Annotated in this window: 24 protein-coding genes and 2 pseudogenes; 20 read left to right on the forward strand and 6 right to left on the reverse strand. The window is 42.8% G+C overall.

All coding sequences use genetic code 11. The features are described from left to right. Positions 1-35: 35 nt before the first annotated feature. Positions 36-1,256, reverse strand: a complete 1,221-nt coding sequence (sbcD, locus tag ABLA85_RS09760; RefSeq protein ID WP_367963559.1) for an exonuclease subunit SbcD — start codon at positions 1,254-1,256, stop codon at positions 36-38. Positions 1,257-1,577: 321 nt separating this feature from the next. Here sbcD and phoB point away from each other — a divergent pair, with 321 nt between their 5' ends. From phoB to brnQ, 3 genes are all read left to right on the forward strand, one after another. Next, positions 1,578-2,267 carry a phosphate regulon transcriptional regulator PhoB gene (phoB, locus tag ABLA85_RS09765; RefSeq protein WP_367963561.1) on the forward strand — a complete coding sequence of 230 codons (690 nt, stop codon included), beginning with the start codon at positions 1,578-1,580 and terminating at the stop codon, positions 2,265-2,267. A 192-nt stretch (positions 2,268-2,459) separates the two neighbouring features. Beyond that, positions 2,460-3,779, forward strand: coding sequence for a phosphate regulon sensor histidine kinase PhoR (gene phoR / locus ABLA85_RS09770; RefSeq protein ID WP_367963563.1), 1,320 nt, complete (start codon positions 2,460-2,462; stop codon positions 3,777-3,779). Between the two features lie 373 nt (positions 3,780-4,152). After that, positions 4,153-5,493, forward strand: a complete 1,341-nt coding sequence (gene brnQ / locus ABLA85_RS09775) for a branched-chain amino acid transport system II carrier protein (protein ID WP_367963565.1) — start codon at positions 4,153-4,155, stop codon at positions 5,491-5,493. A 263-nt stretch (positions 5,494-5,756) separates the two neighbouring features. Here brnQ and ABLA85_RS09780 read toward each other — a convergent pair whose 3' ends face one another. After that, positions 5,757-6,350, reverse strand: coding sequence for a LysE family transporter (locus ABLA85_RS09780; protein ID WP_367963567.1), 594 nt, complete (start codon positions 6,348-6,350; stop codon positions 5,757-5,759). 352 nt (positions 6,351-6,702) lie between these two features. Here ABLA85_RS09780 and ABLA85_RS09785 point away from each other — a divergent pair, with 352 nt between their 5' ends. From ABLA85_RS09785 to ABLA85_RS09810, 6 genes and pseudogenes are all read left to right on the forward strand, one after another. Beyond that, positions 6,703-7,494 (forward strand): 2OG-Fe(II) oxygenase, encoded by a 792-nt coding sequence (locus ABLA85_RS09785; RefSeq protein WP_367963570.1) that lies wholly within the window; start codon positions 6,703-6,705, stop codon positions 7,492-7,494. 258 nt (positions 7,495-7,752) lie between these two features. After that, a complete protein-coding gene (locus ABLA85_RS09790) occupies positions 7,753-8,070 on the forward strand; it encodes a hypothetical protein (RefSeq protein ID WP_367963572.1) in 318 nt (105 codons plus the stop codon). Between the two features lie 83 nt (positions 8,071-8,153). Then, on the forward strand, positions 8,154-8,300 hold the full coding sequence (locus ABLA85_RS09795) for a hypothetical protein (RefSeq protein WP_367963575.1): 147 nt from the start codon (positions 8,154-8,156) through the stop codon (positions 8,298-8,300). Continuing rightward, positions 8,266-8,607, forward strand: coding sequence for a transposase (locus ABLA85_RS09800; protein WP_367963577.1), 342 nt, complete (start codon positions 8,266-8,268; stop codon positions 8,605-8,607). The genes ABLA85_RS09795 and ABLA85_RS09800 overlap by 35 nt, the downstream gene beginning before the upstream one ends. A 558-nt stretch (positions 8,608-9,165) precedes the next feature. Continuing rightward, positions 9,166-9,330: pseudogene (locus ABLA85_RS09805) on the forward strand (branched-chain amino acid transport system II carrier protein); the annotation flags it as partial. A gap of 38 nt (positions 9,331-9,368) precedes the next feature. After that, on the forward strand, positions 9,369-10,685 hold the full coding sequence (locus ABLA85_RS09810) for a sodium-dependent transporter (protein WP_367963580.1): 1,317 nt from the start codon (positions 9,369-9,371) through the stop codon (positions 10,683-10,685). A 154-nt stretch (positions 10,686-10,839) separates the two neighbouring features. On the opposite strand, the gene ggt is transcribed toward ABLA85_RS09810, so the two are convergent. The 3 genes from ggt to ABLA85_RS09825 form a co-directional block, all read right to left on the reverse strand. Next, positions 10,840-12,603: a gamma-glutamyltransferase gene (gene ggt, locus ABLA85_RS09815; protein WP_367963583.1), complete on the reverse strand. Its 1,764-nt coding sequence runs from the start codon at positions 12,601-12,603 to the stop codon at positions 10,840-10,842. A gap of 257 nt (positions 12,604-12,860) precedes the next feature. Then, complete coding sequence (locus ABLA85_RS09820) at positions 12,861-13,463, reverse strand: peroxiredoxin C (RefSeq protein WP_047678367.1); 603 nt, start codon at positions 13,461-13,463, stop codon at positions 12,861-12,863. Between the two features lie 168 nt (positions 13,464-13,631). Next, positions 13,632-14,255 carry an ACP phosphodiesterase gene (locus ABLA85_RS09825; protein ID WP_367963585.1) on the reverse strand — a complete coding sequence of 208 codons (624 nt, stop codon included), beginning with the start codon at positions 14,253-14,255 and terminating at the stop codon, positions 13,632-13,634. Between the two features lie 106 nt (positions 14,256-14,361). On the opposite strand from ABLA85_RS09825, the gene queA reads away from it, so the two are divergent. From queA to pgpA, 11 genes are all read left to right on the forward strand, one after another. Then, positions 14,362-15,471 carry a tRNA preQ1(34) S-adenosylmethionine ribosyltransferase-isomerase QueA gene (queA, locus tag ABLA85_RS09830; protein ID WP_367963623.1) on the forward strand — a complete coding sequence of 370 codons (1,110 nt, stop codon included), beginning with the start codon at positions 14,362-14,364 and terminating at the stop codon, positions 15,469-15,471. A 114-nt stretch (positions 15,472-15,585) separates the two neighbouring features. Beyond that, complete coding sequence (gene tgt / locus ABLA85_RS09835; protein WP_367963588.1) at positions 15,586-16,710, forward strand: tRNA guanosine(34) transglycosylase Tgt; 1,125 nt, start codon at positions 15,586-15,588, stop codon at positions 16,708-16,710. 208 nt (positions 16,711-16,918) lie between these two features. Beyond that, the gene (yajC, locus tag ABLA85_RS09840) at positions 16,919-17,257 is read left to right on the forward strand and encodes a preprotein translocase subunit YajC (RefSeq protein ID WP_367963591.1); all 339 of its coding nucleotides are present in this window, start codon (positions 16,919-16,921) and stop codon (positions 17,255-17,257) included. Positions 17,258-17,285: 28 nt separating this feature from the next. Next, the gene (gene secD, locus ABLA85_RS09845; protein WP_367963594.1) at positions 17,286-19,133 is read left to right on the forward strand and encodes a protein translocase subunit SecD; all 1,848 of its coding nucleotides are present in this window, start codon (positions 17,286-17,288) and stop codon (positions 19,131-19,133) included. Positions 19,134-19,143: 10 nt separating this feature from the next. Beyond that, positions 19,144-20,112: a protein translocase subunit SecF gene (gene secF, locus ABLA85_RS09850; protein ID WP_367963595.1), complete on the forward strand. Its 969-nt coding sequence runs from the start codon at positions 19,144-19,146 to the stop codon at positions 20,110-20,112. A gap of 169 nt (positions 20,113-20,281) precedes the next feature. Beyond that, the gene (gene nrdR / locus ABLA85_RS09855) at positions 20,282-20,731 is read left to right on the forward strand and encodes a transcriptional regulator NrdR (RefSeq protein WP_367963597.1); all 450 of its coding nucleotides are present in this window, start codon (positions 20,282-20,284) and stop codon (positions 20,729-20,731) included. A gap of 11 nt (positions 20,732-20,742) precedes the next feature. Then, complete coding sequence (gene ribD / locus ABLA85_RS09860) at positions 20,743-21,876, forward strand: bifunctional diaminohydroxyphosphoribosylaminopyrimidine deaminase/5-amino-6-(5-phosphoribosylamino)uracil reductase RibD (protein WP_367963598.1); 1,134 nt, start codon at positions 20,743-20,745, stop codon at positions 21,874-21,876. 98 nt (positions 21,877-21,974) lie between these two features. Beyond that, positions 21,975-22,445: a 6,7-dimethyl-8-ribityllumazine synthase gene (ribE, locus tag ABLA85_RS09865; RefSeq protein WP_367963600.1), complete on the forward strand. Its 471-nt coding sequence runs from the start codon at positions 21,975-21,977 to the stop codon at positions 22,443-22,445. Positions 22,446-22,474: 29 nt separating this feature from the next. Further along, positions 22,475-22,891, forward strand: a complete 417-nt coding sequence (gene nusB, locus ABLA85_RS09870) for a transcription antitermination factor NusB (protein ID WP_047678391.1) — start codon at positions 22,475-22,477, stop codon at positions 22,889-22,891. A 101-nt stretch (positions 22,892-22,992) separates the two neighbouring features. After that, entirely contained in the window at positions 22,993-24,039 is a 1,047-nt protein-coding gene (thiL, locus tag ABLA85_RS09875; protein WP_367963602.1) for a thiamine-phosphate kinase, read from the forward strand. Next, complete coding sequence (pgpA, locus tag ABLA85_RS09880) at positions 24,032-24,523, forward strand: phosphatidylglycerophosphatase A (RefSeq protein WP_367963604.1); 492 nt, start codon at positions 24,032-24,034, stop codon at positions 24,521-24,523. Before thiL ends, pgpA begins: the two co-directional genes overlap by 8 nt. 188 nt (positions 24,524-24,711) lie before the next feature. Here the strand turns inward: pgpA and ABLA85_RS09885 are convergent. Beyond that, positions 24,712-25,036: pseudogene (locus tag ABLA85_RS09885) on the reverse strand (transposase); the annotation flags it as partial. Positions 25,037-25,231 lie beyond the last annotated feature (195 nt).

Here is a 25,231-nt window from a genome sequence, read left to right on the forward strand (position 1 = left end):
ATTGTTTTTGAACTATAGTTTCTGAATTGTTGTTATTAGGTATGTTGTTGAGCAATATCGTCCAGTGTTTGCCTGAAAAGGGTAGTCAGGCGTTGTTTCTGCGTTTGATCGTCAATTTCGGCTAATGCCAGTCGTCTTTCGAAAACTTCGTATACACTCAATTCGGTAAGTGTCTCTTTGTTTTTTTCCGACAATAAGATTTGTCGTGTGGTTTTACTGCGCCGTAAAAAGATAATTTCGACTGGCAGATCGACAACCATAGACTGAATGCGTTTCTGAATGTCATGCAGGTAATCTTGAGTTGCAACTTCAATATCCAGCCAAATAGGACGCTCTCCCTGATAGTCACTGAAAGTTTGTAATTGTTCCTCGATTTGCTGCAAATTCCCCCGGATTAATTGTATGGGCTGATAAGCAGGAATGGGTAACAGGGTGACACCATTAAACTTGTCCTCCTTAAATTCAACCAAACAGACACTTTTTTCTTGCCCGACTTCATCGAAACTTAAGGGGATGGGTGAGCCACTGTAACGAATATGTTCAGCCTGATTGATAAGTTGTGGACGATGAATATGCCCCAGAGCAATATAGTCAGCAGGAGGAAACGCTTGAGCGGGGAAGGCATCCAGTGTGCCAATATAAATATCCCGGACAGAATCGGAGGTAGAGGCCCCTACAGTGGTCAGATGCCCGGTTGCGATAATCGGCAGAGGGTGACCAAGTTGTTCCCGTAATAGGCAAGCCTGCTGATAGAGCTGATGATAGTGTTCCGTAATAGCATCTTGTAGTGCCTGTTGTTTCTGGGTGGCTGATTGCCCCGCTTGACTTATCATGATATCCCGTGGGCGCAGATAAGGAATGGCACAGAGAATGGCACCAGGTTGACCATTTTTGTTATTCAGTAACTTAATTTGTTGCTGGATATCAGTTCCTGCACAAGCAATGACGGTAGTATTCAGGTAAGAAAATAAGGTCTTTGATTCATTGAGTGTGGCGACGGAATCATGATTTCCACCAAGAATAACGAGCTGACAGCCAGTGGATTGTAAGTCCACGACAAACCTGTTGTATAACTCACGGGCGTAACTGGGAGGAGAGCCCGTATCAAAAACATCTCCGGCAATAATCAGGGCATCAACCTGATATTCATTTATTTGCTCAATAAGCCACTGTAAGAAGTGTTGATGCTCTGCGGCACGATTTTTGGTAAAGAAATATTGCCCAAGATGCCAGTCTGACGTATGAATGATTCGCATATTTTTTTACTCTGTTTTTCTTAACCTTGCTTCTCTTGTTTTGTTTTTTTGCTGTTTCGGCTTTCCGCTTTCCGCTTATCCGTTCGGTTATTAATTATAATGAGTGCTCAAGGGATGTCGTGTGTAATTACGATTTCATTCGCAGGTTTTCGAGCAGCTTCGCAACCACAATGAAATATGGCAGCAATGTCATAAATTCTCTGTAATGTTGATTACAGTTTTATGATGAAGACGGCAGGATTTCATAAAACTGTAATAAAATTGACTCACAATGAATGACTGTGAGCTTTGCTGAAGTCAATAATATTGACAGGATTAACCATGGTTAGACGTATTTTGGTTGTTGAAGATGAAACCCCAATTCGTGAAATGGTGTGTTTTGTGCTGGAGCAGAACGGGTATGAACCTGTTGAAGCAGAAGATTATGATACAGCTATCGGGTGTCTGTTGGAGCCTTACCCTGATTTAGTGTTATTGGACTGGATGCTGCCTGGTGGCTCAGGAATACAAGTTATTAAACAAATGAAGCGCAGCAGTAATACCAAAGAGATTCCTGTCGTTATGGTGACTGCGAGGGGAGAAGAAGAGGATCGGGTTCGTGGGCTTGATGTTGGCGCAGACGATTACATCACTAAGCCATTTTCTCCAAAAGAATTGATTGCTCGTGTTAAAGCTGTATTGCGTCGCATATCTCCTATGGCAGCGGAAGATATTATCAATATGGATGGGTTAATGTTGGATTCCGTATCCCATCGAGTTTCCAGCCAGGGGCAGGATGTGGATATGGGGCCAACAGAATTCAAACTGCTCCACTTTTTCATGACACATCCTGAACGTGTTTATAGCCGTGAACAGTTACTCAACTATGTATGGGGAGCGAATGTTTATGTGGAAGATCGTACTGTTGATGTGCATATCCGTCGATTACGTAAGGCGCTTGAAACCGGTGGACACGATAAAATGGTACAGACTGTTCGTGGTACAGGTTATCGTTTCTCCACCCGTTATTAATCTGTCTGGTTTTCATCGCTTGGCTTTTTATGGATAGATTTTGTGTGGATAGGCTTTATGTGGATAGGTCTGATGTGGGCAGATTTATTGAATATCACTTAGTGAACAAAACCAGATAAACAAAATCAGGTAAAAAGCTAAGTAAACCAAATAATTATGATAAGCATTTAATTTCATGCCGGAGAGAGTCACGTGCTGGAGCGGTTATCCTGGAAGCAGTTAGTACTGGGTCTGTTTGTTTTTTGTTTGCCTGCGATTATTTTATCTTTCTTTATTGGTCAGTTGGCGTGGTTGCTGGTGGTTGCATTATTGCTGGCGCTGGTATGGCATGGTTACAACTTGTTGAAATTATCAGACTGGCTCTGGCTGGATCGCAGTATGTTGCCTCCTTCAGGTCGTGGAGGGTGGGAACCCATATTTTATGGCATTTATCAGTTGCAGCAACGTAACCGTAAGCGTCGTCGGGAGTTGGCATTACTGATAAAACGGTTCCGTAGTGGGGCGGAATCATTACCGGATGCGCTGGTGATGATGACAGTGGAAGGTAATATTTTCTGGTGTAATCGCTTAGCTCAACATTTATTAGGATTCCGCTGGCCTGAGGATAATGGGCAGCCTATTTTTAATTTGCTTCGCTATCCTGATTTCAGTCGCTATATGACTGCGGGAGATTTCACTTATCCTCTTTCCATCGAATTAAATAATAGTCATCTGGTGGAATTCCAGTTAATGCCATATGCGGAAGGGCTACTATTGATGATCGCCCGTGATATTACACAAAAGCGGCGATTAGAAAATTTCCGCCGCGATTTTTTTGCCAATGCCAGTCATGAGTTGAGAACACCATTAACAGTACTGCAAGGTTATCTGGAAATGATGCAAGATCAGGAACTGAGTAGAGAAACAAATCAGAAGGCGATCAGGATAATGCAGGAACAGATCCGAAGAATGGATGGTTTGGTTACACAACTATTGCATCTCTCCAGAATTGAAATCGGATCGCAGGTGGATATGCATGATATTGTTGATGTGCCTGCTATGTTGGCTTTATTGCAGCAAGAAGTGCTGACACTGGCAGATAAACGGTATGATATTGCGTTTGATATTGATGAAAAACTACGGGTTTTCGGGAATGAAGATCAACTGAGAAGTGCAATGTCGAACCTTGTTTACAATGCGATTAACCACACAGTGGAAGGTACTCGCATTGTAGTTAGTTGGTCTAGATCCTCTCAGGGAGCATTGTTCAAAGTCGAAGATAATGGTCAAGGGATCAGCCAAGAGCATTTACCGCGCCTGACTGAGCGTTTTTATCGGGTTAATCGTGCTCGTTCACGACAAACAGGTGGAAGTGGGTTGGGGTTGGCGATCGTGAAACATGCTTTGCTTCATTACAATACACATCTCGATATTTCAAGCACTGTAGGCAAAGGTTCCACATTTAGTTTCTTGTTACCTCAGCTGCTTGTTGTCTCTGATATAGGTAAACTGATTAAAAAATCAAAAGGTTAATGTAATTTAATGGTAATAACACGGGCAAAAAATGATTTATTAATCAAAGTGAATAAAAAAAGTGCAAATCATATAGTGTGTATTCAATGATAGATGATAATAATCACTAGTTTTAAAAATTAGTTTGAGATATTACTCTGCTTTTTGGTTTGTTGCTTGCCTTTTAGCGCTATAAAAGTTTTACTTGGAGGCAGTTGTTGGCGATTCTGGCTGTTCTTACCACTACCATTCTGTGTCTTGCGAGTATCAGGGAATATGATACTTATCACTGACTGTTAAACCAGGATCCTGTTTCGCCAGTGAAAATTCAAGTATTTGCAATAGTTACTATTGCAAATGCAATTCTTTCAGTAACAATAAGTTAACAATCATTATGACATACCGTTTATCATCTAAGGATATTTGGGCATTAGGCTTTATGACTTTTGCTCTGTTCGTTGGTGCGGGAAATATCATTTTTCCACCTATGGTTGGCTTGCAGGCGGGCGAGCATGTTTGGGTCGCTGCCGCTGGCTTTTTGCTTACTGCTGTAGGTCTACCTGTCATTACCGTTATTGCTTTGGCGAAAGTAGGCGGCGGGATTGAAGCACTGAGTTCCCCTATCGGTAGGACTGCGGGTTTAATACTGGCGACTGTCTGTTATCTGGCTGTTGGCCCGCTGTTTGCAACACCGAGAACTGCGACCGTTTCTTTTGAAGTGGGTATCGCTCCGTTGGTAGGTTCTGGAGAACTTCCGCTTTTCATTTACAGCATAATCTATTTTTTACTGGTGGTTCTGGTTTCGCTTTATCCGGGCAAATTACTGGATAGCGTTGGACATGTGTTGGCACCAATCAAAATACTGGCATTGGTAATTCTGGGCGTTGCCGCTGTGTTATGGCCAGCAGGCCACTCTATCCCTGCTATTGAGACTTATCAGAAAACTCCGTTTTCAAATGGTCTTGTGAATGGTTACCTAACAATGGATACCCTAGCTGCAATGGTATTCGGTATTGTGATTGTCAATGCTGCGCGTTCCAGAGGGGTAAAATCTTCTTCATTACTGACCCGTTATACCATGTGGGCTGGTTTGATTGCAGGGCTTTGTCTGGCTCTGGTTTACCTCTCTTTGTTCAAATTGGGGGAAGGTAGCGGCATATTAGTACCAAAAGCTGACAATGGTGCGACTATCTTGCATGCTTATGTTCAGAGTGTTTTTGGTAACTATGGAAGCTTTTTCCTTGCGGTATTGATCTTCATAGCCTGTATGGTAACTGCAATAGGCTTAACCTGCGCTTGTGCTGAGTTCTTCAGCCGTTATCTGCCGCTCTCTTATCGCACATTGGTTCTAAGCCTGGGGTTGTTCTCCATGCTGGTTTCCAATTTGGGTTTAAACCATCTGATTACATTTTCAATTCCGGTGCTCACGGCAATTTATCCGCCTTGTATTGCACTGATATTATTGAGTTTTACTATTCATTGGTGGAATAACTTCACCCGTATTCTGGCTCCCGCTATGCTGGTCAGCCTGATGTTTGGGATTTTGGATGCCATTAAAACATCAGAACATATGTCATATTTACTGCCAAAATGGACAACACATTTACCGCTGGCAGAACAAGGGATGGCATGGTTAATACCAACTCTGTTATCAATGGCCGTATTCGCTGTTTATGACCGTATTAAGGGAGAAACCAAATCCCCAAAACCTGAAATACAGCAAGGAAATGGCTAATTATTCCTGCTATTTTTCAAGTTAAGTTGTCTTTCGTTCACTTACCCTAGCTACATAGTTATCTATGTTTCTGGGGATTCGCTCACTTGTCGCTTCAATACACCTATAAATCAATGGGTTATATTATTTTTTATTTTTCTGTAATAATAAAAAATGAAAACTCAGTGGCACAAATATGTGTCGCTTTTGTTCACCAAAGTTTTTCGGTCAATTATTTTATTACACTCAGTGATATGTATCCATTGAAGTGAGTTATTTTATCTTTATACAGCTGATCTTACCTGGAATACAATAGCACCTATAGCCATCATTGCTAACAATATAGAGATTAAAATATCTATTATTTCTTTCTTTTTATTATAAATGTCTACGGCTTTTGTATTTGAAAATACCATAGAGACAAAATAAAACCAAATAAATGATTCAATCCATATTATGGATAATAAAGTATATGTATTTGCTTGGTACTCTCCGGATAAATATATTGATAATATGCTTGTAAAATAAATTATTGATTTTGGGTTTGTTATATTTGTTATGAATCCGCCTAAAAATCCACGGCTAATATTTGTGGTTTTTATTATTTTTTCTTTTCTAGCTTTGAATATTTTTAATGACAAATATAGCAGATAGAAAACCCCTGCTATAGTAATGAAGTACATTATTTCTTTATTAGCGGTTATTATTATTGATAAGCCTAATGCAGATAGTGTCGACCAAACTATAATTCCAAATGTAACTCCTAATACAGATTTTAATTTTCTGTCATTATTTAATGATGATGTCATTACATAGAAAAAGTCAGGGCCAGGAGAAAGAATTGCCAAAAAGTGAACAAATATTAAGGTTGCAATCATTTTTTAATACACGTTGAATATTAATGAGTAGTAATTTATTTTTACCATTGACATAAATCTCTGTCAATTAATTATTTTTATTTTATAACAAGGTTTATTTATTTCATCAATATAATAACCATCATTTATTGGTTGGTTGAGCAAAAAAATTTCGGGAAGTATTAATTAAAGTATACTTGGGCTCACTATCAAAATGGGTGATCTCTGTCAATATAATCGATGTAATGAATACGAAAAAATAGGTGTGATGTCACACTATTCTAAAATAAAGAATGAAAATATTAACAATTAATAATTAATTTATTTTAATGTTATTTGCTTTTTTGTGATGTAGAACTATAAGGGAGATAAAATGAAAGGCATTGTTATGGTTGATAGATTAAATTATAGTGTAATCAGTGAATTATTACATGGTGAGGCTAAAATAGTATCAATTTCCTCAAGTTATGACCATGAAATATCCTCAAAGATATCTAAACAAATTCTTAATAGAATGAATATTGGTTACTACGAAAACGCTCCTAAAATTGGAAGGATAGGAATGGCTTTCTTTGAATCTATAGATAGCATGGAAAAAAGAGATTTTTATTATAAAAATGCAAATAAATGGAATTTTGAATTAAGAGATGCGTGTTTTCCATATTTATCACCAATAAGCTATTTGCTCTCTGAATTAGACACCTCTTGGGTTAAAGGTGCAAAGCTGGCGACTTTTAAGGGAAACAAAATGTTCTCTGGTCTAGCTAGAATCTTTAAAGATGGCTCGTCGGCCGAACCTCATCAGGATATTTTTTTAAGAGACGCCCCAGAGCTCAATAAGCATTTCCCAATAAAAGAACAATTGGCTTTTAATATCTATCTTGATGTTCCAGAAAAAGGGGGAGAAATAGAATTATGGAACTGGAAAGCTACTGACCAAGAATTCCATAATTTTCAAAATAAAAACCCCGATCTTGCTTATGGAATGGATAGAGAGAAAATACGAAAACCGGATATAGTATACAAACCTAAAAAGGGTGAGATACTTCTATTTAACCCAAGAAATGTGCATGCCGTTGCTCCGTCAAATGGAACACCGAGGTTAACAATTTCTACTTTTATTGGATATTCAAGTGATAATGAAGAGCTAGTTCTGTGGAGTTAATGAAGTTTGAAGAAATCAGGAAAGAAAGTGATGGTGACCTTTTTTTGAAAATTAATCTCCTAACAAACCATAATAGTTCCTTTGAGATAAATATTGATCAATTTTTTAGGAAACAATGAACTAAGTAGCTTTCCAAAATGATAGGACACCGCTTGACTCCCCGCGGCGCCAGGAGTCAAGCTCTCCACTAACCTTAGTGGCTCAATATTATGAAAAGGTATTAGCCCGACGGCAAATTATATCTAATATATTGTATAAATGAAAATAGAAGCACGCAAGCTCAGGATTGAGCAACAAGAACTGCTGAGGCAGCAAATTATCTGGCTTCGTTTGGAAAAGAAAACCTTTTGCGAAATCGGTCAGCTACTGAGTATTCAGCCCGATACTGCCGGATGCTTGTACAAATGTTATCAAGTTGAAGGTAACTTCGCGATTGTCGCCAAAAAGCGCGGTCCTAAAAATAAACTGGGTCGTCTGCATGCCATTCAGCAACAGAAAGTGATTGAGACTATGAAACCACATGCCAGATCACTCCAATCTGGACTTTGCCCTTTGCCCGCGCCGTTGGAGCTTTGATCAAGCTGTTCTGGCGCATCGATATTCTGGTTCGTACCCTGGGGGATTATCTGAAACGCTAGGAATTTACACCGCAAAAGCCGTTGAAAAAAGCGTGGGAGCAAGACCCGGCTCGTGTACAAGTGTGGCTGAATGAGGAATACCCTTGCATTCAGGAACGCGCCAAAAAGGAAAAAGCGCATATTTTTGGGGGCGATGAAACCGGTATCCGGCAATATCACGCGAGTTAACGTGATGGATTTTTTGGCACAGATAGCAAAGCAGGGAGACAATCGCCTGACATTTTTAGTGCTGGATAATGCCCGTATCCATCATAGTATTGAGGCAAAAATCGAAGAGGAGTGGTTACGTGAGCATAATATGGTTTTACTTTACCTCCCGGAGTACAGCCCGGAACTGAATCTGATTGAAATCGTCTGGAAGCAGGCCAAATATCACTGGCGACGATTTATGACCTGGACTCAAGAGACGATAGAAGAAGAACTCAATACGTTGCTGGGGGGTTATGGTGACAAATTTGCAATTAATTTCTCTTGAGTACTTAATTAAAATAATAAATTATGAATGAAATGTGGAATGCCGGATATACAGGTAGTTATTTTGTCGTATTGCGATGCTTTTTTCCTATGGTTTCCGACATTGAGCATGGTGAGGGTGCTGTAATTAGCACCGCTTTTATTGATGGTGACGACAGCGGACTGTTGTGTTGAGCAAAAGCACTAAACACAGCACCCACTAATGTATCGTGGCATGAACTACTATAATCCTCCATTTCGTCATATTTCCTCCAAGCCAACAGGATTCAGAGCATAGATGGAGATATCAATAGACACATTGCGCAATAATACTGGCGGGATAATGGAGACGTTTAAACTCCTTTCGGATTAGTGGCATATTACTTAGGGCTTAGGGGCAGTTATTGGCGATTCTGGCTGTTATTATTACTATCATTCTGTATCTTGTAAGTATCAGTGAATATGATGCTTATCACTGATTGTTAAATCAGAATCTAGTTTCGCCAGTGGAATCCAAGTAATTGTGATGATTACTATCACGTATACAATTATCTTCACAACAAATAAGTTAACAATTATTATGACATACTGTTTATCATCTAAAGATATTTGGGTATTGGGCTTTATGACCTTTACCCTATTCATTGGGGCAAAATATATCATTTCCCCGCCTATGGTTAACCTGCAAACGGGTGAGCATGTTTGGATTGCTGCTGCTGGTTTTTTGCTTATGGTTGTGGGCCTAACGACATGCGCTGACACTGTATCTGTTCGGGGGTTAGCATGAGTCAACAATGGACATCCCGTCTGGGGCACATATTAGCAGCAACCGGATCTGCTGTTGGCATTGGTGCCATCTGGAAATTCTCGTACGTTTCAGCAACAAATGGTGGTGGTGCCTTTCTGGTTGTATTTTTATTGTTTAGTTTTGTGATTGGGCTAGCGGTTCTGTTGGCTGAAAATATGCTGGGAAGTAGTACGGGTGAAGTGGCCGTTAACGCGTTTAAAAAATTACTTGGTAAACACTGGGGGTGGGTTGGATTTATAGGTATATTCAGTTCATGGTGTATTTATAGCTTTTACAGTGTTGTCGGTGGTTGGACTATAGGTTACACGGTGATGGCGGGAACAGGAAAGCTGAATATTACAGACAGTTCTCAACTAACATCTATTTTCACCAGTTTCATCAGCAATCCATGGTGGCCTATAATCGCACATCTGGCATTTTCAGGGCTAACCTGCTTCGTGGTATTATCTGGTGTGCAAAAAGGTTTGGAAAAATCAGTTAAGGTCATGATGCCACTGTTATTCTTGATCATGATAATGTTAATTATTGTCGGCATTCGCTTACCTGGCGCATCAGAAGGGCTAAAATTATTCTTATACCCAGACTTCAGTAGCTTGACAGGAAAAGGTGTTTTAGATGCTTTAGGATTGGCATTTTTTTCATTGTCTATCGGTTTGGGGATCCACATTACGTATAGCTCCTATTTACCTAATAACAAAGGTATTAGTAGATCGAGTATTTGGGTTGTAATCCTCTCCTGTCTGGTTTGCGTATTGGCTGGTTTGATGATTTTTCCTGCTTTGGCTGCTGCTGGCTTAAAACCAAATGCGGGGCCAGGATTAACGTTTATGACGATGCCAATTTATTTCGCCAGCCTTCCCGGTGGCTCTATCTTAGCAGTCACTTTCTTTTTATTGTTATTAATGGCCGCACTGACCTCATCAATTTCATTACTTGAACATATCGTTGCTTATGTGCAGACACGCTTTCAATGGTTGCGTCGTAAAGCAGGCTTAATAGTCACGGTATCAATTATGTTAATGGGGATCCCTGTTTCCTTATCTTTTGGTCCTCTCAGTCACATCACATTGTGTGGAAAAACCATCTTCGACATACTGGACTTCATTACTTCCAATGTCCTAATGCCATTGTTCGGAATTATCATTTGCCTCGTATTTGGCTGGTCAAGTAAGGTCAATGTATTCATTTCGGATAATAATATGCCATTGTGGAGCCGTCAGTGTTTACGGTTTATATGGAGATATGTCGGGCCTTTATGTATTGGTGTGATTTTGGTACACGGACTCATTTGATGGTGTTAAGTATTATCTTTCATCTGTCTGTTTTGCCCTGATAAATTTGGACACTTTGATAAAAGGTGTCTAGTCAAGGTCAAGGTAATAAAAAAGGGTGAGCAGTTTAAATGCTCACCCTTATTTTTTTATCTTCTATTTGACGTTATTTTTCTCAGTAGCCAATAGCTGCGCCAGCAGGTCGGCGTACATCATTGGCACCATAGATATATCCTTCACGAATTTTGCCTGAGACGGAGGAATCATTGCCTGATGAATTGGCCGGAGAAACACCGGCAGCGCCCGGTAAACCTATCATGATTAATTCAGTTGCGCCCCATGGAGTCTGCTCTACCATTTTATACCCCATTTTTTTCAGTAAATTTAAGGTGTCTTGCGAAAGGCCACGTTGTTCATAATAGACTTCATCTGGCAGCCATTGATGATGAATACGCGGATTGTTAACCGCTTCTTGCGGGGGCATATCAAACTCAATGATATTCAAAGCAGCCTGTAAGGTGATAGAGATAATCCTTGAACCACCCGGAGAACCTAGGACCAGAAAAATTTTATTATCTTTGGTCACAAGTGTTGGACTCATGGATGATAGTGGGCGCTTACCAGGAGCGATGGAGTTGGTTGCTCCTTGAACCAATCCATACATATTCTTTTCCCCAACTTTAGTGGTAAAGTCATCCATTTCATCGTTCAGGAAAAAACCAGTACCCGGAGCGATGACAACAGCACCAAAGCGCCCATTAATGGTATAGGTTGTTGATACTGCGTTACCATCTTTATCTACGACAGAATAGTGGGTTGTTTCTGGTTTTTCGTGTGGGCCAATACCTGGTTGAACCAGTTTTGACGGGGTTGCTTTGTTTGGCTGGATCTCTTTTCTGATAGATTCTGCATAGCTTTTACTTAATAGACGATCAAGCGGATTTTTGATAAACGAAGGATCACCAAGGTAAGTATTCCTGTCTATGTAGGCGTGGCGCATAGCTTCTGTCAATGTATGGATATAGGCGGCAGAGTTGAATCCCATGGATTTGAGATCGTAACCTTCAACAATGTTCAGTATTTCGCACAGTGTGACGCCACCGGAGCTGGGAGGAGGAGAAGAGATGAATTTATATCCGCGATAGCTACAGGTGACGGGTGTGCTTTCGGTGATAGTGTAATTGGCAAAATCAGTCGCTGTAATGATCCCTCCAGATTTCTTTGAGGTTTCCTCAATGATTTGTGGAATTTTACCGTGATAAAAGGCATCTGGCCCTTGTTTAGCAATCATCTCCAGCGTGTTGGCTAAATCAGTCTGAACCAGTTTGTCTCCTGGTTGGAAAGGTGTTCCATCTTTGCGCAAAAAGATGCGGGCAGCTTCTGGATCTTGAGTAAAGCGTTTGACAGTGGTGTCCATAATATCCGTATCACCCCGGCTCAGGATATAACCTTCACGTGCCAGCTTGATTGCCGGTGCCATGACTTGCTCCCGGGTTAACGTACCGTATTTTTGTAGTGCGGTATCCAGTCCCATAACTGTGCCGGGCACACCGATGGCTTTATAACCATATAAGCTGGCACCTTTAATAACATTACCTTCTTTATCCAGATACATATCGGCATTGGCAGCCGCGGGTGCAGTTTCACGAAAATTAATAAAAGTATCTGTACCATCTGCCAGATGGATGGTCATAAAACCTCCTCCACCGATATTCCCGCAGCAGGGATTGACCACAGCTTCTGCGTAGCCCACAGCAACCGCAGCATCAATAGCATTGCCCCCCATTTTGAGGATATCAATACCAACTTGTGATGCCAGATGTTGTGCACTGACTACCATGCCTTGTTTGGCTTCAACAGCAAGTTCTGTCGCAGCATAAAGAGTAGAGGATACGAATAACGAGACAGCGATGAGCGGAATTTTCCATGTCTTGGGCATTTTGGCTCCTTATCTTCGGGTTGTTGAATAAAGGCCCCGAAAATTATAAGGTTTTTGTTAATTATTTGTGATATTACCTTATAAAAAACTTGGGATTTTGGGAAGGTGAATTTTTGGGCGTTTGTCAATAATTCGAAAAATTTAAATAATGAAAACTAATTATAGAAAAGTATATAAAAAAACCAGCCGTACTATCGGCTGGTTTGAAGGCTCCGTTAACAATGTGAAGCTATTAACGGATTGAATACTGACGGAGATTACAGTTTGTCAGCATTCTTGGTCAGGTATTTAGCTACGCCTTCTGGGGAAGCGCCCATACCTTCTTGACCTTTGGCCCACTGCGCAGGACAAACTTCGCCATGTTCTTCGTGGAATTGCAGCGCGTCAACCATACGCAGCATTTCGTCAATGTTCCGGCCCAGTGGCAGATCGTTAACAACCTGATGACGAACAACACCATTTTTATCGATCAGGAAAGAGCCACGTAAAGCAACACCCGCTTCTGGGTGCTCAATACCATATGCTTTCATGATGTCACGTTTGATGTCAGCAACCATTGGGTATTTGACTTCGCCAATACCGCCTTCGTTGATTGGGGTCTTGCGCCATGCGTTGTGAACGAATTCAGAGTCGAAAGAAACACCGATAACTTCAAAACCGCGCTTTTGGAATTCTTCATAGCGGTGATCGAAAGCAATCAGCTCTGAAGGACAAACGAAAGTGAAGTCCATTGGCCAGAAGAAGATAACGGCTGGACGACCATTCAGATGTTTTTTCAGGTTGAAGTTATCAACGATCTCTCCGTTACCGAGAACCGCAGCAGCTGTAAAGTCAGGGGCTTGGCGGGTTACTAAAACCATAATTGACTCCTGTAATTTTAAAAGATTCTACCCTTAGGTATTTGTGGAAACGGGCTACAGCATAAGGAATTAGGTTATAGCAATAAAGGATAAAATACCAATTGATATAATAGGTTTTACCTATTAATAATCTATTTTTAATTCCTTTTCGCCTACAATAAGATAAAGCTATTTGGTAAAAGTGCAAGGTTCCGGAGAAATTTTCTGTTCCAGTAAGCGCTTGTCTGCGGCTAAGACCATCATTTGAGGGTAAAACTGCCAAAATAGTGCCTCAAAATCAGAGTAATGATTTTCAACATCTTGGTACGATCCCGCCAGGGCTGATAATTTTGGTCGTCTCCTTGCCATACTTTGCAGGACATTAGCAATACAAGTCAGATCAGCGTAACGGATCAACAAATTTTGTGACCAGAGATATTGGTTCAATTCCTGAAATTTTTCAGGAGTGGTGCCGAGATGGGGCTTTATTTGGTGGTGGGCAAGGTGAACAAACTCCGGCAAAGAGTAGTTTTTTTCAAGTTTATTCCAGTGCCGGGATAGAAAATGATCCCAAGTGATATCAAGAGTTATAGGTGCTACACGCCGATATTCACTACGGAATAACGTTCGGGCTTTGATGACCAAAGGATGATTATCTGTCAGGCTGTCTATTCTGCGGTGTAGACGAATACCCGATACAATATCGGCACTGAATAAGCCTTCTGGGGAACCACGGACAAAATCTGCCATTAAATTACCCAGTAAAGAGCTTTCGGATAATGCTGCCAAATGCAGGTGTGCGAGAAAATTCATGGGGAAGAGTATAGCGTAAATAGTGAAACTAATATGCTTCTTTCTTGCACCATTGTCTGTGCAGCACTAGACTAGTCCGCCTGTTTTTTTGAATGATACAGATAAAATGCGTGTCGCTGATTTTACATTTGAACTGCCAGAAGAGCTAATTGCTCATTATCCCCAATCACAGCGCAGTGGCTGCCGCTTGCTCTCCCTTAACGGGGAAACAGGTGAGCTGACACACGGCATTTTTACTGATGTGCTGGATAAATTGGAAGCGGGAGATTTGTTGGTTTTCAATAATACCCGAGTTATTCCTGCCCGCTTATTTGGTCGTAAGGCAACAGGTGGCAAATTAGAAGTTTTAGTAGAAAGGATGCTGGATAACAAGCGAGTACTCGCTCACGTTCGTGCATCTAAGGCACCAAAAGAAGGTGCAGAATTGATCCTTGGTGAGGATAAAGCGCTTGGTGAGAATGCCTTTGGGGCAAATAACGGCATCAAAGCGACAATGTTGGCACGCCACGATGCGTTATTTGAAATTCGTTTTGATGACGAGCGGGATGTATTGACCATCTTAGATGAAATCGGTCATATGCCGTTACCGCCTTACATTGCTCGCCCTGATGAAGAGGCTGATCGGGAATTATATCAAACGGTATACAATGAACGTCCGGGCGCGGTTGCTGCACCAACTGCCGGGTTGCACTTTGATGAACCACTTTTGGCTGCCTTGCGTGAAAAAGGCGTAGAAATGGCTTTTGTCACCCTGCATGTGGGGGCAGGAACTTTCCAGCCTGTGCGTGTAGAGACAATCGAAGATCATGTTATGCACGCTGAATATGCAGAAGTACCGCAGGACGTTGTTGATGCTGTACTGGCGTGCAAAGCGCGTGGCAATAAAGTGGTAGCAGTGGGAACAACGTCAGTCCGTTCGTTGGAAAGTGCAGCCCGTGCTTATCAGGAAGGTCTTATTGCCCCATTTTTCGATGATACCCAAATCTTTATTTACCCAGGATTTGAATATCAGGTTGTTGATGCTCTGATTACTAATTTTCATTTACCGGAATCTACATTAATCATGTTGGTTTCTGCATTTGCGGGTTATAAAAATACCATGGATGCCTACAAAGCAGCGGTAGCTGAGAAATATCGTTTCTTTAGTTATGGTGATGCGATGTTTATTAATCGTAACTCTCTGGCTGCAAAAGAGTTATGGCTTCAAAAGAAATAAACTATGGCTTCAAAAAAATAGTAGTAAAAGAAAAAGGTTCGTCACTCCAGTCCCGCTGGTTTGAACAATTTTTAAACATCACATCGGGCTGTTTTTCTGATGTCTGGAGGTTAAGTGAAATTTGAGTTACAAAAGACGGACGGGCACGCCCGCCGTGGTCGCCTGATTTTTGAGCGGGGCGTAGTAGAAACACCTGCATTTATGCCTGTGGGAACTTACGGCACAGTTAAAGGCATGACACCGGAAGAGGTTAAAGAGACGGGAGCTCAAATCCTGTTGGGAAATACTTTCCATTTATGGTTACGTCCTGGCCAGGAAATCATGAAACTGCATGGCGATCTGCATGATTTTATGCAGTGGCAAGGCCCTATTCTGACTGATTCTGGCGGTTTTCAGGTTTTCAGTCTTGGGGCAATGCGTAAAATCAAGGAAGAAGGCGTGCATTTCCGTAATCCTATCAATGGAACGCCCGTTTTCCTCAGCCCGGAAAAATCGATGGAAATTCAATATGATCTGGGTTCCGATATCGTCATGATTTTTGATGAATGTACACCATACCCTGCGGATTGGGATTATGCCAAACGCTCTATGGAAATGTCATTGCGCTGGGCAGCACGCAGTCGCCAGCGTTTTGATGAGCTAGGCAATAAAAATGCGTTGTTTGGTATCATTCAGGGCAGTGTTTATGAAGACTTGCGTGATGTTTCTGTCAAAGGATTGGTGGAAATTGGCTTTGACGGTTACGCGGTGGGTGGTTTAGCTGTGGGTGAGCCAAAAGAAGACATGCATCGCATTTTAGAACATGTTTGCCCGCAAATTCCACAAGATAAGCCACGCTATTTAATGGGAGTTGGTAAACCAGAAGATTTGGTTGAAGGTGTTCGTCGCGGTATCGATATGTTTGACTGCGTTATGCCAACTCGTAATGCCCGAAATGGCCATCTTTTTGTGACAGAAGGTGTGATCAAGATCCGCAATGCGAAACATAAAGAAGATACATCTCCATTAGATGAGCATTGTGATTGCTATACTTGCCGAAATTATAGCCGTGCATATCTGCATCATCTTGATCGCTGTAACGAAATTCTTGGTGCAAGGCTGAATACAATACATAATCTAAGGTATTATCAACGCTTGATGGCCGGGATCCGTAAAGCCATTGAAGAGGGCAAACTGGAACAGTTTGTTGAAGCGTTTTATCAGCGGATCGGTAAACCCGTTCCACCGTTAACTGTATAATTTGGCGTGACTAACCAGCCTTAATGTGTGTAGCATATTGGGCTGGTTTTTGATCGAGCCATTATCGATTTTCGATGGCAAATTTTTCGAGAACTATTTTTTCGCAAACCATTTTTCGGAAACCACTTTTTGAAACTTGTTTTTGAAAACTATTTTTTAAAATACATGCTTCGCAAATGATGTTTTCGATAACAATGAGGGATATTTGATGAGTTTTTTTATTTCTGAAGCTGCGGCAACTGCTGGTGCGCCAGCGCAAGCTCAGGGAAACCCATATTCTCTGATTATCATGCTGGTTGTTTTCGGTTTGATTTTCTATTTCATGATTCTGCGTCCACAACAAAAACGCACCAAAGAACATAAAAAACTGATGGATTCCATCTCCAAAGGAGATGAAGTACTGACTTCTGGTGGTTTGGTTGGCCGTGTCTCTAAAGTGTCTGAAACTGGCTACATTGTAATTGCCCTGAATGACACCACAGAAATAACTGTCAAACGTGATTTCGTCGCTGCCATTTTGCCGAAAGGTACAATGAAGGCTATTTAATTTTCCGATTTTCCCGAAGGGAACTGCCGTGTTGAACCGTTATCCTTTGTGGAAGTATCTGATGCTGATCGCTGCGATCCTCATCGGTCTGCTTTACGCACTTCCCAACCTTTATGGTGAGGATCCGGCTGTGCAAATCACTGGTGCGCGAGGTATTGCCGCCAGTGAAAAAACGCTGGACCAAGTCCGTAATGTTTTAGATAAAGAACAGATCAAGAGCAAATCCATTGCACTGGAAAATGGGGCAATTCTTGCTCGTTTCAATAGCCAGGATATTCAGCTCCGTGCTCGTGAAGCTTTAGTTTCTGCATTGGGTGAACAGTATGTTGTGGCATTAAATCTTGCGCCTGCGACCCCAATCTGGCTAAACACAATTGGCGCTGAGCCGATGAAGTTAGGCTTAGACCTGCGCGGAGGGGTCCACTTCCTGATGGAAGTGGATATGGACACTGCCATGAGTAAACTTCAGGAACAGAATATTGATAGTCTGCGTTCTGAACTGCGTGACCAAGGCATTGCTTATTCCACTATCCGCAAGGCTGAGAATTACGGTGTAGAAATTCGTTTCCGTGATAATGATGCCCGCTCTAAAGCAGAAAGTTATCTTGTACCCCGCCATCGCGACCTGGTGTTTTCGACAGGCGCTAACAGTACCTTGAAAGTGGTCATGAGCGATGAACGCTTGCGTGAAGCTCGTTCCTATGCTGTACAGCAGAACATCACTATCCTGCGTAACCGTGTTAACCAACTGGGGGTTGCTGAACCTTTGGTACAACGTCAAGGTGCTGACCGTATTGTCGTTGAATTACCGGGTATTCAGGATACTGCCCGTGCGAAGGAAATTCTTGGGGCAACTGCAACACTGGAATTCCGTTTGGTAAATACCAACGTTGACCAAAGCGCTGTTGCATCAGGCCGTATTCCGGGGGATTCAGAACTGAAATATACCCGTGAGGGTAGCCCTGCTGTGCTGTACAAGCGTGTTATCCTGACTGGTGATCATATTACCGATTCAACATCGGGGACTGATGAGAACGGGTATCCTCAGGTTAACATCTCACTGGACAGTGCCGGTGGTACTGCGATGTCTAACTTCACCAAAGATAACCTACAGAAGCCTATGGCAACGCTGTTTGTGGAGTATAAAGACAGCGGTAAGAAAGACGCTAACGGCCGGGCAATTTTGGCTAAGCACGAAGAAGTTATTAATATCGCAACTATTCAGTCCCGTTTGGGTAATAATTTCCGTATTACCGGGATTAATAACCCGAATGAAGCGCGCCAGTTGGCATTATTGTTGCGTGCAGGTGCTCTGATTGCGCCAATCCAGATTGTGGAAGAGCGCACAATTGGGCCAACTCTTGGTATGCAGAATATTGAACAGGGGCTTGAAGCCTGTTTGTGGGGATTGATTTCTTCTGTACTGTTCATGGTGATTTACTATCGTAAATTTGGCTTGATAGCGAGTAGTGCGCTGTTGGCAAACTTGGTCTTGATCGTCGGGATTATGTCCTTATTACCGGGGGCGACACTGACGATGCCGGGTATTGCAGGTATCGTATTGACTTTGGCTGTTGCGGTGGATGCGAACGTTTTGATAAACGAACGTATCAAAGAAGAACTGCGTAACGGGCGGAGCATACAACAGGCTATCCATGAAGGTTATAAGGGGGCATTTTCCAGTATCATTGATGCCAACCTGACGACGCTGATTACCGCCGTTATCTTGTATGCAGTAGGAACGGGTTCTATCAAAGGATTTGCGATCACAACCAGTATCGGTGTAGCGACGTCAATGTTCACTGCCATTATAGGAACACGCGCAATCGTGAACCTGTTATATGGTGGTAAGCGTATCAATAAGCTGTCAATTTAAGGAGCACGTTGTGGCACAGGATTACTCTGTTGAACAATTAAACTATGGGCGTAAAGTCATTGACTTTATGCGCTGGGACAACGTTGCCTTTACTGTTTCATTTCTGCTGTTGGTTGCTTCTATCGTAATGATAGCAACTCGCGGGTTTAACTGGGGGCTTGATTTTACCGGAGGTACGGTAATTGAGATTAACCTGAGTAAGCCGGCTGATCTGGATAAAATGCGTGAAAGCCTGACGAAAAATGGTTTTGCAGATCCCCTTCTGCAAAACTTTGGCAGCAGCCGTGACGTAATGGTTCGTATGCCGCCAGTGACGGGTAATGCCGGTCAGGAGCTAGGCAATAAAATTATCTCGGTCATCAACGCAGAGATTGATAAAGATGCGGTTGTTAAGCGAGTTGAATTTGTCGGCCCAAGTGTAGGAAGCGAGTTAGCGCAAACCGGGGCAATGGCGCTATTGGTGGCACTGATCTGTATCCTGATTTATGTTGGATTTCGCTTCGAATGGCGTCTGGCATTAGGGGCTGTTATTGCGCTTGCTCATGACGTTATCATTACATTAGGTATACTGTCGTTATTCCACATTGAAATTGACCTGACTATCGTGGCATCGTTGATGTCCGTTATCGGTTATTCATTGAACGATAGTATTGTTGTCTCGGATCGTATTCGTGAGAACTTCCGTAAGATACGCCGTGGTACGTCATATGAAATTGTAAACGTTTCTCTGACTCAGACTCTGAGCCGTACGATTATGACTTCAGCAACAACATTACTGGTGGTGCTGATGCTTTATATCTTCGGTGGTGAAATGCTGAAAGGTTTTTCGCTGGCGATGTTAATCGGGGTTTCCATCGGTACAGTATCTTCTATCTATGTTGCATCTGCGCTGGCGCTGAAACTCGGTATGAAGCGCGAGCATATTGTTGTGCAGAAAGTGGAGAAAGAAGGGGCAGATCAACCTTCCATTCTGCCTTAATCATTTTTTCTGTGATGACATAGTTCCTAGTGACTAGTTCTTAATGGCTAGTTTTTAATGACTTGGTTTGTCTTGTTCAAACACCCTGTGAGTACTTACTGACAGGGTGTTTTTCATTATCACTTCAAGGTAAACTGTCTATCTGTTCGGTTAACTGTCAGGAAACAATATGCATTGCCCATTTTGCGCAGCCGTTGATACTAAAGTTATTGATTCCCGTCTGGTAGGAGATGGCTCACAAGTGCGCCGCCGCCGTCAGTGTCTCGAATGTCATGAACGGTTCACCACGTTTGAAATTGCAGAACTGGTGATGCCAAGAGTCGTAAAAAGTGATGATATGCGGGAGCCTTTCGACGAAGAAAAATTGCGTCGTGGCATGCAGAAGGCACTGGAAAAGCGCCCAGTCAGCTCTGATGATGTGGAGATGGCGATTAGCCACATTAAGTCACAGGTTCGGGCTACGGGAGAGCGTGAAATTCCGTCTAAAATGATTGGCAATTTCGTGATGGATGCGCTGAAAAAACTCGATAAAGTGGCTTATATCCGTTTCGCATCTGTTTACCGTAGTTTTGAAGACATTCGGGAATTTGGTGAAGAGATCGCCAGACTACAAGATTAAAGGCCATCACTATGACTCTTGATGAAACTTATATGTCCCTGGCGCTGGAACTGGCGTGTCAGGGCCGTTTTACGACATCCCCGAACCCGAACGTGGGTTGTGTCATTGTCAAAGATGACCAAATCATAGGGGAAGGTTTTCATTTACGTGCGGGTGAACCTCACGCAGAAGTTCATGCTCTTCACATGGCTGGTGACAAGGCAAAAGGTGCAACAGCCTATGTTACCCTTGAGCCATGCAGCCACTATGGTAAAACTCCTCCTTGTGCTGATGCTTTGATTGCCGCAGGTATAAGTCGTGTTGTGGTGGCAATGCAGGATCCTAATCCGCAAGTTGCAGGACGTGGTTTATATAAATTGCAGCAGGCAGGTATTGCGGTTGAACATGGTTTAATGATGGAACAGGCCGAAATGCTGAATAAAGGATTTCTCAAGCGTATGCGCACTGGATTTCCTTATCTACAATTAAAACTGGGAGCCTCATTGGATGGGCGTACTGCATTGGCATCGGGTGAAAGTAAATGGATCACTTCATCGGAAGCACGGCAGGATGTACAGAAATTGCGGGCACAATGCAGTGCTATCCTGAGTTCCAGCGCGACGGTGTTAGCAGATGACCCTTCATTGACGGTTCGCTGGAATGAACTGGACGCAGAAACTCAGTCTGTTTATCCTCAAGAACTCTTGCGTCAACCGGTCCGTATTATTGTGGACAGTAAAAATCGTGTGATGCCACAACATCAAGTTGTTCAGTCATCAGGGCAATGTTGGTTAGTACACACTGACTCGGTAGATTCTGATAAAGATGAACAGTGCTGGCCTGAAGATATTGAGCGAGTTGTTGAAAGAATAATATTGCCGGCACACGGCGCTGGTGTTGATTTAGTTCTGCTGATGATGCAGCTTGGTAAACGTCAGATAAATTCGGTCTGGGCTGAATGTGGACCAATGCTGGCAGGTGCTTTACTGTCTTTGGGCTTGGTGGATGAGCTGATCCTCTATATCGCTCCAAAAGTATTGGGAAACAGCGCTCGTGGGCTGTTTGCTATCCCTGAACTACAAAAATTATCGGATGCGCCAGAATTTACGCTGCTGGATGTACAACAGGTTGGGCCTGATGTGCGTCTTCGTTTACGACCGTGCTAAGTGCTCTGATTTAACTTTGAACATAAATCAAGACGCAGAGAAAAAGAATGTGATAAGATCCGCGCCCCTGCGGATATTAATAAGATATAAGGAAGGCTATGAACATAATCAAAGGTGTTGTTGCAGCTCCTGAAGCACGCATTGCGATTGCGATTGCCCGCTTTAACAACTTCATTAATGACAGCCTGCTGGAAGGGGCCGTGGATGCGCTGGAACGCATCGGTCAGGTTTCTTCAGACAATATTACCGTAGTATGGGTTCCGGGAGCTTATGAGCTGCCGTTGACAGTTAAGGCACTGGCTGAATCCAAAAAGTATGATGCGGTTATTGCTTTGGGTACTGTTATCCGTGGCGGTACGGCTCACTTCGAATATGTTGCCGGTGAGTGTAGTTCTGGCTTGTCCAGTGTGGCAATGTCCAGCGACATTCCTGTCGCGTTTGGTGTTCTGACAACCGAAAATATTGAACAGGCGATTGAACGTGCGGGTACTAAAGCGGGCAATAAAGGCGCTGAAGCTGCCTTGACCGCATTGGAAATGATTAATGTAATTAAAGCCATCAAGGCTTAAGTTTTTTAGTTTTAATTAAGGGGAATTTTGTGAAACCTGCTGCTCGTCGTCGTGCTCGTGAGTGTGCTGTTCAGGCAATTTATTCATGGCAATTATCCAAAAACAGCATCGCTGATGTTGAATTGCAGTTTCTGTCAGAGCAGGATGTAACCGGTGTTGATGTCACCTATTTCCGTGAATTGTTGTCCGGGGTCGCGGTGAATGCTGCAAAATTGGATGCCTTGATGGCTCCGTATCTTTCCCGCCAGCTTGAAGAGTTAGGTCAGGTGGAAAAAGCCATCTTGCGTGTTGCGATGTTTGAACTAAGCTTTCGTGATGATGTTCCCTACAAAGTGGCTATTAATGAAGGTATCGAATTGGCAAAAACGTTTGGTGCCGAAGATAGTCATAAATTCGTGAATGGGGTATTGGACAAAGCTGGCCCGGTAGCACGTAAAAAAAAGTGATTGCTTGCCAATAGCCCCTATTATAACTCGATGATTTTAAACATAAGGCCGGTTTCCCCGGCCTTATGTACACATCGTCAGTCACTTTTTGGAATTCTATTATGGCATGTGGTGAATTTGACCTCATTGCACGTTATTTCAATCGCCATGTTATCCGCCGACGTGATGTGAATCTAGGGATTGGTGATGATTGTGCGCTGATGACCGTTGCAGAAAAGCAAGAGCTGGCAGTGACAACAGATACGTTGGTTTCTGGTATTCATTTTCTTCCTGATATTGCACCGGAAGATCTGGCGTATAAGGCTCTGGCTGTCAATATCAGCGATTTGGCTGCGGTAGGAGCAGATCCTGCCTGGGCATCGTTGGCACTGACTTTGCCGGCTATCAATGAGGATTGGTTAAAGCGGTTTAGTGATAGTCTGTTTGAACAACTGAACTATTACGGAATGCAGTTAATTGGTGGAGATACGACCAAAGGCCCAATGAGTTTGACTCTGACTGTACATGGTCTGGTTCCGGCTGGCAGAGCATTACGTCGTACCGGTGCCAAAAATGGTGATTGGATTTATGTGACCGGCACTTTGGGTGATAGTGCAGCGGGGCTTGCCTTATTGCAGGATCGCCTGACAATCGAAGAGACCGCCGTCCAAAGCTGGCTTCTCAAGCGCCATCTCCGTCCACAGCCTCGTGTCTTGCAGGGGCAGGCATTGCGTGATTTGGCCTCTTCTGCTATCGATTTATCCGATGGCTTGATTTCCGATCTGAACCATATTCTGACTGCCAGCCAGTGTGGTGCGCGTATTAACCTGGATGCGTTGCCTTATTCTGAGGCGATGCAGAAATATGTGCCGCCAGAGCAGGCATTAAGTTTGGCATTAAGTGGTGGTGAAGATTACGAGTTGTGCTTTACTGTACCTGAACTGAACCGTGGCGCATTAAATATGGCTTTGGCACATACAGGAGCCAATTTCTGCTGTATCGGGCAGATCAGACCAGAATCAGAAGGTATTCGTTACTTTAACAATAATGAAGAGATTGAGCTGGATCTGAAAGGATTCGACCATTTTAAAACCGAGAAAAAGCCGATAGAAGATTGCCAGACATCAGAGCGTGAAGAGAATGACCAAACGGAGGGAACTCATGGATGATGCAAAACGCCATTTGAGGATGAGCAACCCGTGGCATTTATTAGCGACCGGATTCGGCAGTGGTTTATCGCCGGTTATTCCCGGTACTATGGGTTCAGTCGCTGCTATCCCATTTTGGTTATTGTTGGCACAGTTACCTCAATGGGGGATCTGGCTGGCTATTTTGTTAGGCACAATTATTGGCTGTGTTATTTGCCAGAAAGCAGCCGATGCTATGCAGGTTGAAGATCCGGGTTGTGTGGTTTGGGATGAGTTCATCGGAATGTGGATCACATTGATGGCGATCCCTGTCCTCAATTGGCAATGGGTTTTAGTGGCTTTTGTGGTATTCCGTATTTTTGATATGTGGAAACCGTGGCCGATTCGTTGGTTTGACCATTATGTCAAAGGCGGCATTGGTATCATGCTAGATGATATTATTGCAGCGATTTTTGCTGTGATTGTTATCTGGTTGCTTAATATTTACCAGTTGTTACCTTTCTGATTTTTCTGCTTTTAGTGTAGTGATAACTTATTGATTAGGGGCTGTAATGAGATGGCCTCTCCTACTCTGCGGCAGTAAATTAGCTGTGTGTTTTCTTCTTATCAAAGATAATCACCTTGTTAATATACTGCTGCAGGTAGGGTGAGAGTGACTATTTCATTATTGTCCGGAATTTCTTGACCACTACACTTTTTAAATATTTCATTTTCCATTTCAGTCCGTTGCAGTTTCTTTTTTAGCTCACGTATTTCAATTTGCTCCGGCGTGATAGGCCTGGCTTTAGGTAATTTGCCTTGCCGCTCTTGCTTTAACTGGCGAACCCTGGATTCCATCGCCGATTTACTCACATTCATTGTCTGAGCGGTTTCTCGTACTCTGTAATGCTGGTCAAGGGATAACTGGGCGGATTCCAGTTTGAATTCGGGCTGAAACGTCTTTGCATAATGTCACCTGTTTAATTATTGAAGTGAGAATATCACCTCTATGGGGGTGACCAAAATTACTGTGCCACATTAGGGTTCATCGCAGTAGTTATCAGGCCTGACACAAGCGAGTCAAGCGGCCAGACTCTGCTCGTGTAACGCTAAAAAGCCGGGTTCGTGAAGCTTTTAACAAGAGTCACGGTTCTGCCGGAGCACGAACGATTGCCTCGATAGTTACCCGTGAGGGGATCCCATTAGGCCGATAGCGGGCCGGAAAACTCATGGC

It is taken from the genome of Xenorhabdus sp. SGI246, assembly GCF_040838225.1.
Classification (GTDB): Bacteria; Pseudomonadota; Gammaproteobacteria; order Enterobacterales; family Enterobacteriaceae; genus Xenorhabdus; species Xenorhabdus indica.